At 64.1% G+C, this 13,172-nt stretch carries 10 protein-coding genes and 3 tRNA genes; 9 read left to right on the top strand and 4 right to left on the bottom strand.

All coding sequences use genetic code 11. The annotated features are described in order from the left end of the window. The first annotated feature begins 43 nt into the window (after positions 1 to 43). Genes kdpB through NYQ83_RS08225 form a run of 4 tightly spaced genes read left to right on the top strand, consistent with a single transcriptional unit; the run spans position 44 to position 6,085 of the window. Positions 44 to 2,080, top strand: a complete 2,037-nt coding sequence (kdpB, locus tag NYQ83_RS08240) for a potassium-transporting ATPase subunit KdpB (RefSeq protein WP_261215138.1) — start codon at positions 44 to 46, stop codon at positions 2,078 to 2,080. 8 nt (positions 2,081 to 2,088) lie between these two features. Continuing rightward, entirely contained in the window at positions 2,089 to 2,700 is a 612-nt protein-coding gene (gene kdpC, locus NYQ83_RS08235; RefSeq protein ID WP_261214019.1) for a potassium-transporting ATPase subunit KdpC, read from the top strand. Next, entirely contained in the window at positions 2,697 to 5,396 is a 2,700-nt protein-coding gene (locus NYQ83_RS08230; RefSeq protein WP_261214018.1) for a sensor histidine kinase, read from the top strand. The genes kdpC and NYQ83_RS08230 overlap by 4 nt, the downstream gene beginning before the upstream one ends. Beyond that, on the top strand, positions 5,393 to 6,085 hold the full coding sequence (locus tag NYQ83_RS08225; protein WP_261214017.1) for a response regulator: 693 nt from the start codon (positions 5,393 to 5,395) through the stop codon (positions 6,083 to 6,085). Before NYQ83_RS08230 ends, NYQ83_RS08225 begins: the two co-directional genes overlap by 4 nt. A gap of 147 nt (positions 6,086 to 6,232) precedes the next feature. Here NYQ83_RS08225 and NYQ83_RS08220 read toward each other — a convergent pair whose 3' ends face one another. Both NYQ83_RS08220 and NYQ83_RS08215 read right to left on the bottom strand, forming a co-directional pair. Further along, complete coding sequence (locus NYQ83_RS08220) at positions 6,233 to 7,915, bottom strand: PQQ-dependent sugar dehydrogenase (protein ID WP_409976982.1); 1,683 nt, start codon at positions 7,913 to 7,915, stop codon at positions 6,233 to 6,235. Continuing rightward, on the bottom strand, positions 7,908 to 8,363 hold the full coding sequence (locus tag NYQ83_RS08215; RefSeq protein ID WP_261214016.1) for a DUF2231 domain-containing protein: 456 nt from the start codon (positions 8,361 to 8,363) through the stop codon (positions 7,908 to 7,910). The genes NYQ83_RS08220 and NYQ83_RS08215 overlap by 8 nt, the downstream gene beginning before the upstream one ends. 621 nt (positions 8,364 to 8,984) lie before the next feature. Here NYQ83_RS08215 and NYQ83_RS08210 point away from each other — a divergent pair. Continuing rightward, a complete protein-coding gene (locus tag NYQ83_RS08210; protein WP_261214015.1) occupies positions 8,985 to 10,118 on the top strand; it encodes a 1-propanol dehydrogenase PduQ in 1,134 nt (377 codons plus the stop codon). Between the two features lie 317 nt (positions 10,119 to 10,435). Here NYQ83_RS08210 and NYQ83_RS08205 read toward each other — a convergent pair. Next, a tRNA-Thr gene (locus tag NYQ83_RS08205) sits at positions 10,436 to 10,511 on the bottom strand. A 739-nt stretch (positions 10,512 to 11,250) separates the two neighbouring features. Here NYQ83_RS08205 and NYQ83_RS08200 point away from each other — a divergent pair. Next, on the top strand, positions 11,251 to 11,445 hold the full coding sequence (locus NYQ83_RS08200; RefSeq protein WP_246008400.1) for a BA14K family protein: 195 nt from the start codon (positions 11,251 to 11,253) through the stop codon (positions 11,443 to 11,445). A 6-nt stretch (positions 11,446 to 11,451) separates the two neighbouring features. Here NYQ83_RS08200 and rlmB read toward each other — a convergent pair whose 3' ends face one another. Beyond that, positions 11,452 to 12,231: a 23S rRNA (guanosine(2251)-2'-O)-methyltransferase RlmB gene (rlmB, locus tag NYQ83_RS08195; protein WP_261214014.1), complete on the bottom strand. Its 780-nt coding sequence runs from the start codon at positions 12,229 to 12,231 to the stop codon at positions 11,452 to 11,454. 198 nt (positions 12,232 to 12,429) lie between these two features. On the opposite strand from rlmB, the gene NYQ83_RS08190 reads away from it, so the two are divergent. The 3 genes from NYQ83_RS08190 to NYQ83_RS08180 all read left to right on the top strand — a co-directional run. Further along, a tRNA-Tyr gene (locus tag NYQ83_RS08190) sits at positions 12,430 to 12,514 on the top strand. 19 nt (positions 12,515 to 12,533) lie between these two features. Continuing rightward, positions 12,534 to 12,607, top strand: a tRNA-Gly gene (locus NYQ83_RS08185). Between the two features lie 247 nt (positions 12,608 to 12,854). Continuing rightward, positions 12,855 to 13,172: GTP-binding protein (locus NYQ83_RS08180; protein WP_261214013.1), on the top strand; the 318-nt coding region annotated here is incomplete at its 3' end.

Genomic DNA, 13,172 nt, shown 5'->3' with positions numbered 1-13,172 from the left:
CGCCGCGGCCCTCCATCAGCATCCTGTCAGAAAGCCAGGCACCATGCGCAGAAAGCCCGACATTTCTCTCTTCGACATGCAGGTGACGGGGCCGGCTTTGCGCGTGGCGCTCGTCAAGCTCGACCCGCGTCATCTGATGAAGAACCCTGTCATCTTCGTCACGGAGGTGGCGGCGGCGCTCTCCACGCTCCTTTTCCTGCGCGGCCTCGTGACCGGTGCCGACGAGACGGCGGTGGTGGGCCAGATCGCAGCCTGGCTCTGGTTCACGGTCTATTTCGCGACCTTTGCCGAAGCGATGGCGGAAGGTCGTGGCAAGGCGCGGGCGGACACGCTGCGGGCGACGCAGACAGAAACGCCTGCGAAGCTTCTCGCGGCACTCGACGCGATGGAGACGCGGACAGTTTCGAGCCACACGCTGAAACCCGGCGATCTCGTTCTCGTCGAAGTGGGCGACATCGTCCCGGCGGATGGTGAGATCGTCGACGGCATCGCCTCGGTCGACGAATCGGCGATCACCGGCGAATCCGCCCCCGTCATTCGTGAGGCGGGGGGCGATCGCTCCGCCGTCACCGGCGGTACGCGCCTCGTCTCCGACTGGCTGAAGGTGAAGGTGACGTCGAAGCCGGGCGAGACGTTTCTCGACCGCATGATCGCGCTCGTGGAGGGAGCGGAACGGCAGAAGACGCCGAACGAGGTGGCGCTCGGGATCCTGCTTGCCGGCATGACCATCATCTTCCTGATCGTCACCGCGACGCTCGAGCCTTTCCTGCTTTATTCCGGCGCGACGGTTCCTGTGGCCTTCCTGATCGCGCTTCTCGTCACTCTCATCCCGACGACGATTGGAGGTCTTCTCTCGGCGATCGGGATTGCCGGCATGGACCGGCTGGTGAAGGCGAACGTCATTGCCAAGTCCGGTCGGGCTGTCGAGGCGGCGGGCGATGTCGACACGCTTCTCCTCGACAAGACAGGAACGATCACCTTCGGCAACCGGATGGCCGACGATTTTCTGCCGGTTTCGGGCGTCGATGAACGGCAGCTTGCCGAGCTCGCCCATCTCGCTTCGGCGGCAGACGAGACGCCGGAAGGAAAATCGATCGTCGACCTTGCCCGCAAGCGCCTCGGCCGGCAGATCGATCACGACGACCGCGTGGTCGCGGCTATTCCGTTCAGCGCGCAGACCCGCATTTCAGGGGCGGATCTGAAAGACGGGCGCGCGATCCGCAAAGGGGCGAGCGACGCGATTCTCGCCTGGTGCGACAAGGCGCCGACGCCGGAGCTTTCGCGCCTCATCGAACGCATCGCCCGCTCCGGGGGCACGCCGCTCGTCGTCGCCGCCGACCGCAAGCCGATCGGCGTCGTGCATCTGAAGGATGTGGTGAAGCCCGGTATCCGCGAGCGCTTTGCCGAGCTCCGGCGCATGGGGGTGCGCACCGTCATGGTGACGGGCGACAACCCGCTGACGGCCGCTGCGATCGCGGCCGAAGCCGGCGTCGACGATTTCCTGGCGGAGGCGACGCCGGAAAAGAAACTCGAACTCATTCGCGCCGAGCAGGCGGGGGGCAAACTCGTCGCCATGTGCGGCGACGGGTCCAACGATGCGCCGGCGCTGGCGCAGGCCGATGTCGGCGTCGCCATGAATTCCGGCACGCCCGCCGCCAAGGAGGCCGGCAATCTCATCGATCTCGACAGCGATCCGACGAAACTCATCGAGATCGTGCTCGTGGGCAAGCAGCTGCTGATCAGCCGCGGTTCGCTCACGACCTTCTCGATCGCCAATGACGTGGCAAAATATTTCGCGATCCTGCCGGCGATTTTCGTCGCCGCTTATCCAGGTCTCGCAGCGCTCAACGTCATGCGCTTGGAAAGCCCGGCAAGCGCCATTCTGTCGGCGGTGATCTTCAACGCGCTCGTCATCATCGCGCTCATCCCGCTCGCCTTGAAGGGCGTGCGCTATGCGCCGGCGACGGCCGCGAGCCTCTTGCGGCGCAATCTTCTCATCTACGGCCTCGGGGGGCTGATCGTGCCCTTCATCGGCATCAAGGCCATCGACCTTTTCATCACCTCCATCGCAATCGTCTGAGCAAAGCCATGATCGACCAGCTTCGCCCTGCCATCGTTCTTTCGGTTCTCATGACCGTGCTTCTCGGCCTCTGCTATCCGCTCGCCATGACCGGTCTCGCTCAAACGCTGTTTCCGGCCGAGGCCGCCGGCAGCCTCGTCGAGCGCAACGGACAGGTCGTGGGATCCCGTCTGGTCGCCCAGACATTTTCGGCTCCGGGCTATTTCCATCCGCGGCCGTCGGCCGGTGACGTCGATGCCGGCGCGTCCGGAGGCAGCAATCTCGGTCCCACCAGCGCGGCCCTCCTCGAGCGGGTTTCGAGCGAGGCCGAAAGGCTCAGCCGGGAAGCCGGCGGTACGCGCGTGCCCGTCGATCTCGTCACGACATCGGGCAGCGGTCTCGATCCGCACATCTCTCCGGAAGCGGCCTTCTTTCAGGCGCCGCGTGTCGCCAAGGCGCGAGACCTTCCCCTGCAGCAGATGCGCGACCTGGTCGCGCGTCATATCGAGGGGCGCAGCCTCGGTCTTTTCGGCGAGGCACGCGTGAATGTTCTTGCGCTCAACCTGGCGCTCGACGAGCTTCGGCCAGCCGGGAATAACGGCGTGCCGGTGGCGGAAGGGGCGATCAGCAGGACGCAATGAACGAGCCGGATAACCGTCCTGAGCCTGAGGCTCTTCTTGCGGAAGCATCGCGGGAAGGAAGGGGGCGGCTCAAGATTTTCCTCGGCGCAGCGCCCGGCGTCGGCAAGACCTATTCCATGCTCGAAGCAGCGCGCGAGCGCCGCACGGCAGGGCTCGACGTTGCCGTCGGCGTCGTCGAAACGCATGGCCGCGCCGAGACGGAACGCCTTGCAGCCGGGCTTGAAATCATCCCGAGGCGGCGCGTCCTCTATCGCGGTCGGTTTCTCTCCGAGATGGACGTCGATGCGATCCTGAAGCGTCGGCCGGGTCTCGTCCTAGTCGACGAACTCGCCCACACCAACGTTCCGGAAAGCCGGCATCCGAAGCGCTGGCAGGATGTGGAGGAGCTGATCGGCGCGGGCATCGACGTCTATACGACGCTCAACATCCAGCACCTGGAGAGCCTCAACGACGTCGTCGCGCGCATCTCCGGCGTGCGTGTGCGCGAGACGGTGCCCGATCGCGTCGTCGAACTGGCGGATGAGATCGAGCTGATCGACCTGCCACCCGATGAACTGATCGAAAGGCTGCGTGAGGGGAAGGTCTACGTCCAGGAGCAGATTGCGCGGGCCATCCAGAACTTCTTCTCCAAGGGCAATCTGACGGCTCTGCGCGAGCTTGCCATGCGCGTCGCGGCCGATCGCGTCGACGCGCAGATGATGGCGCATATGAAGAGCCACGCGATCCCGGGACCGTGGCCGACACAGGAGAGAATCCTCGTTTGCGTCAACGAATCGCCGGTCGCCGGCGTGCTGGTACGGGCCGCCAAACGGGCTGCCGACCGCGGCCGCTTTCCGTGGATCGCGGTGCATGTCGTCACCCCGGCCTCGGAGAGCCTGCCGGAGGCCGCGAAGGATCAGATCGCCGAGACGCTGAGGCTCGCCGAGACCCTCGGCGGCGAAGTCGCTTCGCTCAACGCAGAATCGCGCATCGCGCAAGAGATTCTCGCTTTTGCACGCTCGCGCAATGTCAGCCGCATCGTCGTCGGTCGGCCGCGCATGCGCACCTTTTCAGCGCGGTTCTTTCGCGAGAACGTGGCGAACGAGATCATCCGGGCCGCGAGGGATTTCGAGGTCACGGTGATTGCCTCGGACGCTACGCGAGCGCGTCGCGACAAGGTGAGGGCGCCGCATCTCTTTCCGACCTGGGAGGCGGAAGCCTATGGGGTGGCGACCGTGGCCGTTCTCGCGAGCAGCGCGATTGGCGCGGCGGTCCATCGGGCTCTGCCGGTGGAGAGCCTGTCGCTCCTCTACCTCGCCTCGGTGATCGCCCTCGCCACGCGGTACGGCCTCTGGCCCTCGATCTATGCGAGCGTCCTGTCCTTCCTCGCCTACAACTACTTTCTGACCGAGCCGTATTATACGTTCAGCGTCCACAGCGAGACGGTGGTCCGCACCCTTTTCCTCTATCTCGCCGTGGCGATCGCGACCGGCAATCTCGCGGCGCGGCTGCGCGCGCAGGTGAAGGCACAGCGCAACATCGCTAGGCGTACGGCCGCGCTCTATGATTTCAGCCGCAAGATCGCGAGCGCAGCGTCCCTCGACGATGTGGTCTGGGCGGCCGTCCACCACGTTGCCTCGACGCTGAACTGCTCCTCGCTCATCCTCGGGCCCGGCCCGGACGGGCAGCTGACCATCCTCGGCGGCTATCCGCCCGAGGATCAGCTCGAGGCGAAGGATCGCGGAGCGGCCGAATGGGCCTGGGAGCATGGAGAAATCGCCGGCTGGGGCTCGCCGACACTGCCGGCGTCTTCGTGGCTGTTTCTGCCGCTCAAGACGGCGCATGGCCGGGAAGGGCTGCTCGGCGTCAGCTTTGCGCGCTCGCAGCCGCTCGCTCCCGACGAGCGCCGCCTCCTGGAAGCGCTCGTCGATCAGGTGGCGATCGCCGTCGAGCGCACGCGTCTGGCGGCCGACATGGAGGAGACGCGGCTTCTTTCGGAGACGGAGCGGCTCCGCGCGGCGCTTCTGTCGTCCGTCAGCCACGATCTGCGCACGCCGCTCGTTTCCATCATCGGAGCCGCTTCGGGTCTCCTGGAGGCCGATGAAGCGCTCGGCCCGTCGGGTCGCGTGGCGATGGCCGAAACCATCCGCGACGAGGGCGAGCGGCTCAACCGCTATATCCAGAATCTCCTCGACATGACGCGTCTCGGCTATGGCGCATTGCATGTCCGGCGCGACTGGGTCGACATGCGGGAGGTGGTGGGCCGCGCCGTTCGTCAGCTTCGGCGGCGCCTTGCGGAACATACCCTCGCCATCGAGCTGCCGCGTGACTTGCCCATGGCTGCGGGTGATCCCGTACTTTTAGAGCAGGTCATCGCGAATCTTCTCGACAATGCTGCGAAATATGCCGAGGCCGGCACCGAGATCGCGGTTTCGGGCCGCGTCGAGGCGGGGCAGCTTCATCTCTCGGTGCGTGACGAGGGCCCGGGCATCCCGGTCGAGGACCGCGCCCGTGTGTTCGACATGTTTTATCGCGTGCGTGCCGGTGACGCGCAGAGAGCCGGCACCGGCCTCGGGCTCGCCATCTGCAAGGGCATCGTGGAGGCACATGGCGGCGAGATCACCATCGGCACGGGCTCGGGCGGCCGCGGAACCGTCATAAATGTGAAGCTCCCTCTTGCTCCCGAGGTGCCGAAGAAGGCGACGGCAGAACCATGAGCGCCACGCGTATCCTGATCGTCGACGACGAGCCGCAGATCCGGAAGTTCCTCCGGGTGGCGCTCGGAGCGCATGGTTTTGAGGTTTTCGAGGCGGAGAATGGACGCAAGGGGGTGGAGGCCGTCGCCTTGAAGGAGCCCGACCTCGTCATTCTCGATCTCGGTCTGCCCGATATCGATGGCAAGGAGGTGATCACGCGCCTTCGCGAATGGTCGAACCTGCCGATTCTCGTGCTGTCCGTCAGGGAAGGCGAGGATGAGAAGGTCGCCGCCCTCGATGCCGGGGCGAACGACTACGTGGTCAAGCCTTTCGGAATCCCGGAGTTTCTGGCGCGCGTGCGGGTTCTCCTGCGTCCCGCGCGAAAAACCGGAGAGGACAGCGCCGAGATCGTGGTCGGTGATCTGAAGCTCGATCTCGCCCGCCACGAGGTGTCGCTGGCGGCGGAGAAGCTCAAGCTGACGCCGAAAGAATTCGAACTTCTGACCTACCTGATGCGCAATGCCGGCCGCATCCTCACCCATCGGCAGATCCTGACGAGCGTCTGGGGGCCTGCGAATGCCGACGACGTGCAGTATCTGCGCGTCTTCGTCGGACGTCTGCGCCAGAAACTCGGCGATGATCCGGCGAGCCCCCGCTACATCCTGAACGAGCCCGGGGTCGGCTACCGCTTCCTGCGCCCGGAGGAGTGAGGGCGGCGTGCTGAAACTCACGCCCGCCGCCGCTCCAGGTGATTCTTCCTAAATCACGTTATAAACCAATATGATGTTTGGTTTTGTTAATGTCATATGGGGGCCGTTGCCGTCGCTCCGTGGCTCCGCAGAACGCCGGCTCGCCTGTCACTGGTTTCCGCTAGAGTTCGGTGCCGGCTCTGTCTGCGGAAGCACGGCCGGAGCGATCTCCGTCTGGCCGGGAGCAGGTGCCGAATCCGCCGGCGGTGCGACGGGCGCCTGACCTGTCATCATCTCGTCGGCAGAGGCGGCGGGCCTCTCCTGGTCGGCAGGTGTGGAGGCCTGATCTGGCGCCGACGTTGTGCCAGATGGCGAAGCCGCCTCTGGCGATTGCTGCGGGCTGGAGCTGCCTGCTGCCGATCCCGAGGTTGCACCGGAGGCTCCGGCACTGCCCGCAGACGCGGCCGAGACCTGATCGGTGCCGATCGGTTGGGGGGTCACGGAGCCGTCGGCGGCTGCCACGCGCCAGACTGTGTTGCCGGCGTCATCGGCGATCAAGAGAGCTCCGGTGCCGTCGATCCCAACACCGACCGGGCGGCCATGCGCTTCGTCGCCATCAATGAAACCGGTCACCACATCTTGCGCCATGCCAGAGGGTATACCGTTCTCAAACGGGATGAAGACGACCTTGTAGCCGTTGAAGAAGCTGCGGTTCCAGCTGCCGTGCTCGCCGACGAAGGCGCCGTTGCGATAGGCTTGTGGCAGGGCAGAGTTCAACGAAAAGGTCATGCCCAAAGGCGCGACGTGACTCGAGAGGGCGTAGTCCGGCGCGATCGCCTTCTCCACCATATCGGGCCTTTTTGGGCGGACGCGCTCGTCGACATGGTCGCCGTAATAGCTCCACGGCCAGCCGTAAAAGGCGCCCTGCTGGACGGAGGTCATGTAGTCGGGGACAAGGTTCGGCCCGAGTTCGTCGCGCTCGTTGACGACCGCCCAGAGCGCGCCGGTCTGCGGATTGAAGGTCAGGCCATTCGGGTTGCGGAGTCCCGAGGCGTAGACCCGCGCTGCGCCGGTTTGACGGTCGACCTGCCAGATTGCGGCGCGACCTTTTTCGGCCTCCAGTCCGTTTTCCAGGATGTTGGAGTTGGAGCCGACCGACACGAAGAGGCTCTGCCCGTCCGGGGAGAGGGCGAGATCCTTCGTCCAATGATGGTCGATCGGTCCGCCTGGAAGCGGAGTGAGCACTTCCGGCGAGGCCGAAATCTCGGTGTCTCCGAGCGCGTAGGGATAGGTGAGGATGGCGTCGGTTGCGGCCACGTAGAGCGTGCCGTCAGCCCAGGCGACGCCGAAGGGGGAGTTCAGTCCGGTCAGAAGATCGTGACGCTCGTCTACGGTTCCGTCCCGGTCGGTATCGCGCAGGAGCGTGATGAGATTGCTTTCCTTCGTATCGCCGCCCCCGCCATGAGCGAAGGACATGATCCATCCGCGGATGATGTCCTTGGGGCGCGACACGGGTTCGCCTCCTGGACCTCGCGATTGGATGACGAGAACGTCGCCATTCGGCAGCGTGTGCAGCGCCCGCGGATTGGCGAGATCCTGGGCATAGGCGGTGATGGCGAGACCATCGGGGACGGACGGTGTTTCGCCCTCGTTCCAGCCGATCACCTCCGCCACATTCATGTTGGCAATGAGCGGAGGATCAGGCTCCGGGAGAACCGGGTCGGGACCGATCTGTTGCGAAATGTCGAAGTCTGAGCCGTCGTCACCGCAACTCGCCAGCATGGCGGTCAGGAGAACGCTGCCGGCAAGGGCGAGGGTGCGGCCGGCGAAGGTGTTGTGTGAGCTAGGCATGGTCGCCATCTCCTCGGTGACTCCTTGCAGTCATGGAGCGACCGAGAAATCCGGTCGCTATCATAACGAGGACGGTGAGAATGGAGAGGGTGAGGCCCCACGGAACGACGGCCGTCCAGCCGTCACCCGCATGGATGAGGCTGTTGATGAAGGCGAGCACGAGAACGACGATGCTGCCGATCGCGTGCGGCCAGGCTGCACCGCTTCTGCGGGCCGACCTGCGGACGAGAATGTCGATGATACCGACGATTGCGGCGAGGACGCCGACGACGAGGCCGACGAAGAGGAGCCATGCGGAGAAATTCTTCCACATGAGATTGGCCGTCTGCCAATAGGCGAGGTCCGTGAGGAGGGCCAGCGTGAAACAGACGGTCGGGAACTGGACCAGCACTGCGTGGATCGGCTGCCCGGCGACGGCGTCGTCCGCGGCGGGATGTGATTGCGCCATGGATTGCACCTTCCGATTTGTTCGGTGGCATTGGACTGAGTGACAGTGAAATGACCCGTGGCCGCGCTTTCAGTTCCATCAGTTTCCGGGAGCCGGATTTCGCGATCCGGTCAATCAGGGGTTGTTTCGCCTGGCTCTCGATTGTCGAAGTGCGGACCGGGATCGGCTGAGACGGATATCGTCGTCACGACCGGTGAGGTTGGAAGATCTAAAAAGGCAAGGAAACACAGAGGCATAATGCCGCGGATGAACATCAGGGCACGATGCGCGGCGGCTCCAGAGAGCACGCATGCGGGCCATTTGAGACGTCGGAAGCGACGACAAAGCGCCTGAGATCGGTCGCTTCCGCGGTTGTCCGGACGATCCTGCCTGGACCGTTCAGGCAATCGTGACCGGTCGCCAGCCTGCGGCGCGGGCCAAAGCCCGTCCGATTTGCCGACATACTACCCCTCATCGCTAGACGGGAGCCTGATGACGCTTCAGATGATGGCGCACTGATCCGAAACTGGATGCGATGTCGCTTGGGGCTTGATGCGATGGCGCGAAGGGACCGGTTTTCAGCTCCGGGCAACGCCGGACCTAAAAATGCGGGGGAGCTCTTCGGCTAAGGAGGCCAAGACGATGAGCGCCATGCATACGTTTTCACTCAAGACAGAGGTTGTCTCTGGGGTGGGTACCCTCGAGCGACTTCGTGAGTTCCAGGGCGAGCGGGTCGGTATCGTCACCGATGCGCTTATGGTGAAGCTCGGTGTGGCGGACCGGGTGCGCCAGTACCTTTCCGGCTCCGCCGTCACGATCTACGACAAAGTCACCCCCGATCCGCCCATTGCCAGCGTCAAGGAAGGGGCCAGGGAGCTTTCCGCCTTTCGCCCGACGATCATCATCGGCCTCGGCGGCGGCTCGGCTATCGATGCAGCGAAAGCGATTCTGGCCATCCTGCGGGAGATGAACAGCCGGAGCCGCATCACCTTCATCGCCATTCCGACGACGAGCGGCACCGGCTCCGAGGTGACGGCTTATTCGGTGATTTCCGATCCGGACAAGGGCACGAAGTTCCCGCTCGTCTCCGACGAATTGATTCCGGATATCGCGCTGCTGGAGCCGGAATTCGTGCGCACCGTGCCGCCCCAGATCACGGCGGATACGGGCATGGATGTGCTGACCCATGCTCTGGAGGCCTATGTCGCCCATTGTGCGACCGATTTCTCCGATGCTCTTGCCGAGAAGGCCGTCAGCCTGACCTTCAAGAACCTCCCCGTGGTTTTCGCCGATGGCCAGAACGTCGAGGGCCGGATTGCGATGCACAACGCCTCGTGCATGGCGGGCATGGCGTTCAACTCGGCCGGGCTCGGTCTCAACCACGGGCTGGCGCATGCCATCGGAGGCCGTCTGCATATTCCGCACGGGCGCATCAACGCCATGCTCCTGCCGTACGTGATCGCGTTCAATGCCGGTCTCGACAAGAACTCTGCGGAGCCTGCGGCAGAGCGCTACGCGCGTTTGGCCCGGCTGCTCGATCTTGAAGGCGAGACAGCCCTGCAAGGCACGCAGAATTTGATCGACGCGATCGTGGGCCTGAACAAGCGCTTTGGAGTTCCGTTGACGCTCAAGGCTTTGGGCGCAGACATGGCTGTGCTGGCTGAGAGCAAAGATGCGCTGGTTGCTTCCGCCTTGGCGGATTTCTGCACGTCCGGAAATCCGCGCAAGGCGAGCGCGGAGGATGTCAGGCGGATCATCGACAAGGTGGCTGGCTGAGGCGCCCACCCTGTCGATTCCCGGGCGATTAAGGCGCCGCCCGGCTCTTGCCAATCTCGTTGAGCCGCCTTCGCCGTCTCTCGGCGGCTCTTTCCTGGCGTTGCAATTTTACGGGAAAATGGGGGAATCCACACTTGGCGCTCGATTCCCCGGGACTGGGCTTATGCGCAGTCCAGGCCGCCAGACAAAGGCCGCGCCTCAACGGCGCGGCCGGGCGCTCTCTGGGGTGAGAGGGCTCTGTGGGGCCGTACAGGCTCTTGTCGCCCAATCCGTTCCACGGACCGGGACTAAAAACCGCAGTCTTTTCAAAGTGAAAATGGTGCCGGCTGAGGGACTCGAACCCCCGACCCCCTGATTACAAATCAGATGCTCTACCAACTGAGCTAAGCCGGCATGGCGCGTGACGGCGGGATCCGCCTGTGGCTTCCGGGCGCCTTCAGAGCTCCAAATTCGGCCATTTGAAGCCGCCTGGAGCGGATATTCCCTAACCGCTCCTTCTGACAGGCGCAACAGCTTCGTCGGCGTGCCCGCAAGCCTGTCACCATGAGCGCCTTTCGGACAACATGCGCTGCCAACAACGCCGCACGATCGGCGTCGCGATGCCCGTCGGGGGCGGAGCATGGGGCGGCGACGCTTGGGAGGCGGAAGCCGCGAATCGACCATGTTCCGACGCCTGCGGGTAAAAGAAACGTGATCGGACCTTTTCACTGGGGAACATGCAGCTGCTTAATTTGTTAGCATTCTAAGAATGGTTGGCCGCACGAGAATCTTGTGGTGCGGTCCTCAGGAGATTTTCGTTATGCAATCCAGGTCTACTCGGGCAGCAATCGCGATCGCGGCAGGGCTTTCGATGGTGATTGCATCTCTCTCGCCGACAATGGCAGCAATGCCTCGCGCTCCCCAGGCTTCGCCGGCGAGTGGCGTCGAAGCCCCGCTGATTAAGGTGCAGGATCGGCACTGGCGCGGCGGCCATCGCATAGGACCTCGGGTCCCGAGCCGTCATTACCGGGGCCACCGATATCGCGGCCATCATTACCGCGGGCGGCATCACTATCGCGGACGGCATTACAGATATGGGCGACACTATTACCGGCATCGCCACAGGAACAGCATAGGAGCGGGTGTCGCCGGCTTGGGCCTCGGGCTTGCTCTTGGCAGCGCCATGGCGCAGCCGCGCTATTATGCGGCTCCGCCGGCCTATGCCGGCGCGCGGCCCGCCCCTTGGTCGCGCGAATGGTATGCCTATTGCGCCTCGAAGTACCGCAGCTTTGATCCGCGCAGCGGCACGTTCCAGCCCTATCACGGCCCGCGCCGCCTCTGCCGCTGAGATACCTCAGAGGCTTTCGGAGCGGCTCGCTTCGTAAAGCGCGATGGCTGCCGCATTGGAGACATTGAGACTTGCGATCGGCGGGCGTGTGGGAAGCCGCACGAGCCGATCGCATGTCGCAGCGGTTTTTTCACGCAGGCCTTTGCCTTCGGCGCCGAGCACGAGAACGGCGGGTTTCGGCACGGGCTTATCTCCGAGCGCGTCTGTGGCTTCTCCATCGAGCCCCAGAAGATGAAAGCCTGCGTCGCGCAGTTCCTCCAACGCATTGGAGAGATTTCTCACCCGCACGATTTCTACATGCTCCAGCGCGCCGGAAGCGGTCTTCGCAAGAACGCCGGTCTCGGGCGGCGAATGGCGCGCTGTCATGATCAGAAAGCTCGCGCCGAAGGCGGCGGCAGAGCGGAGGACCGCGCCCACATTGTGCGGGTCCGTCACCTGATCGAGCGCGACGATCATGTCGGCTCCGACGCAGTCCGATAGTTCCGGCTCGGGGAGGGGATCGCAGAAAAGCGCGACTCCTTGATGCACCGTGTCGGCGCCGAGGAGTTTGTCCATCTCGCGGGTGGAGGAGGGTTCCGGCCATTCCATGTCGGGCACGAGCCCTTTCAGCCGGTTGAGCGCATTGGCCGTTGCGACGAGCCGATGGATCTCTCTTTTGGGATTCTTCAAGGCTTCGCTGACGGCGTGAAAGCCGTAGATGACCGAAGGCGAATCGGCCGGGGGCGTGCGTGGGCTTCGTCGAGTGGGCCGTCCGCTCTTCTCGCCGGGGCGACGGCGCCTTCTCATATTCGTATCGTTGGACATCGCTTGCTTGCTCAATTTACCGGCTTCTCCCTTCGCACCGAACTTCAGGGAATGGCAACGGTGGGCTTTCGTGTTGCGGGCGTTGACAGGCCGGGGCGCCACCTGCATATACGCCGCCACCGACGGTTTCGGTTGACCAACCGAGACCTCGCTTTCGCCAGTCGTTTCGACGGCCGCACCGGAGGGGTGCCCGAGTGGCTAAAGGGGACGGGCTGTAAACCCGTTGGCTATGCCTACGTTGGTTCGAATCCAACCCCCTCCACCAGCGGCCCGCGAAGCGCTGTGCGGGTATAGCTCAATGGTAGAGCAGCAGCCTTCCAAGCTGAATATGCGGGTTCGATTCCCGCTACCCGCTCCAGATTTCGACAAGAGCCGAACCTGGACCCGCTTTCCCGTCGTGCATCGACTGCGTCGTGCGAAGATGGGTGCGTCACTTTGGGCTCTGCTGCATGATTCCGCCGAGATCCTGCCGCCTCATCTTTATGGCTTCTTGCCAGGATGGTCTTTGTCGCGTGCATGTGACGCACGGCCTCTTGCACCATCGCGCGGACCATCGTACTAGGCGCGCCGAAAATCCCCGTCGAACTCAGCCTTGGTAGAGGGAAATGGCAAAAGAGAAATTTTCGCGCACGAAGCCGCATGCGAACATCGGGACGATCGGTCACGTCGACCATGGCAAGACGACGCTGACGGCAGCGATCACGAAGTTCTTCGGCGAGTATCGGGCTTACGACCAGATTGATGCGGCGCCGGAAGAGAAGGCGCGCGGCATCACGATCTCGACGGCGCATGTCGAATACGAGACGGAAAACCGTCACTACGCACATGTCGACTGCCCGGGCCACGCGGACTATGTGAAGAACATGATCACGGGCGCGGCGCAGATGGATGGCGCGATCCTGGTTGTGTCGGCGGCCGACGGC

The sequence above is a fragment of the Afifella sp. JA880 genome, from assembly GCF_025379905.1.
GTDB classification, from domain to species: Bacteria; Pseudomonadota; Alphaproteobacteria; order Rhizobiales; family Afifellaceae; genus Afifella; species Afifella aestuarii.
This window is presented reverse-complemented; position numbering and strand designations above follow the sequence as displayed.

Excerpts from the sequence above, each read along its gene's own strand:
- NYQ83_RS08230 (WP_261214018.1), top strand. The coding sequence starts at position 2,697 with ATGAACGAGCCGGATAACCGTCCTGAGCCTGAGGCTCTTCTTGCGGAA.
- NYQ83_RS08210 (WP_261214015.1), top strand. The coding sequence starts at position 8,985 with ATGAGCGCCATGCATACGTTTTCACTCAAGACAGAGGTTGTCTCTGGG.
- NYQ83_RS08215 (WP_261214016.1), bottom strand. The coding sequence starts at position 8,363 with ATGGCGCAATCACATCCCGCCGCGGACGACGCCGTCGCCGGGCAGCCG.
- NYQ83_RS08220 (WP_409976982.1), bottom strand. The coding sequence starts at position 7,915 with ATGCCTAGCTCACACAACACCTTCGCCGGCCGCACCCTCGCCCTTGCC.
- kdpC (WP_261214019.1), top strand. The coding sequence starts at position 2,089 with ATGATCGACCAGCTTCGCCCTGCCATCGTTCTTTCGGTTCTCATGACC.
- rlmB (WP_261214014.1), bottom strand. The coding sequence starts at position 12,231 with ATGAGAAGGCGCCGTCGCCCCGGCGAGAAGAGCGGACGGCCCACTCGA.
- kdpB (WP_261215138.1), top strand. The coding sequence starts at position 44 with ATGCGCAGAAAGCCCGACATTTCTCTCTTCGACATGCAGGTGACGGGG.
- NYQ83_RS08225 (WP_261214017.1), top strand. The coding sequence starts at position 5,393 with ATGAGCGCCACGCGTATCCTGATCGTCGACGACGAGCCGCAGATCCGG.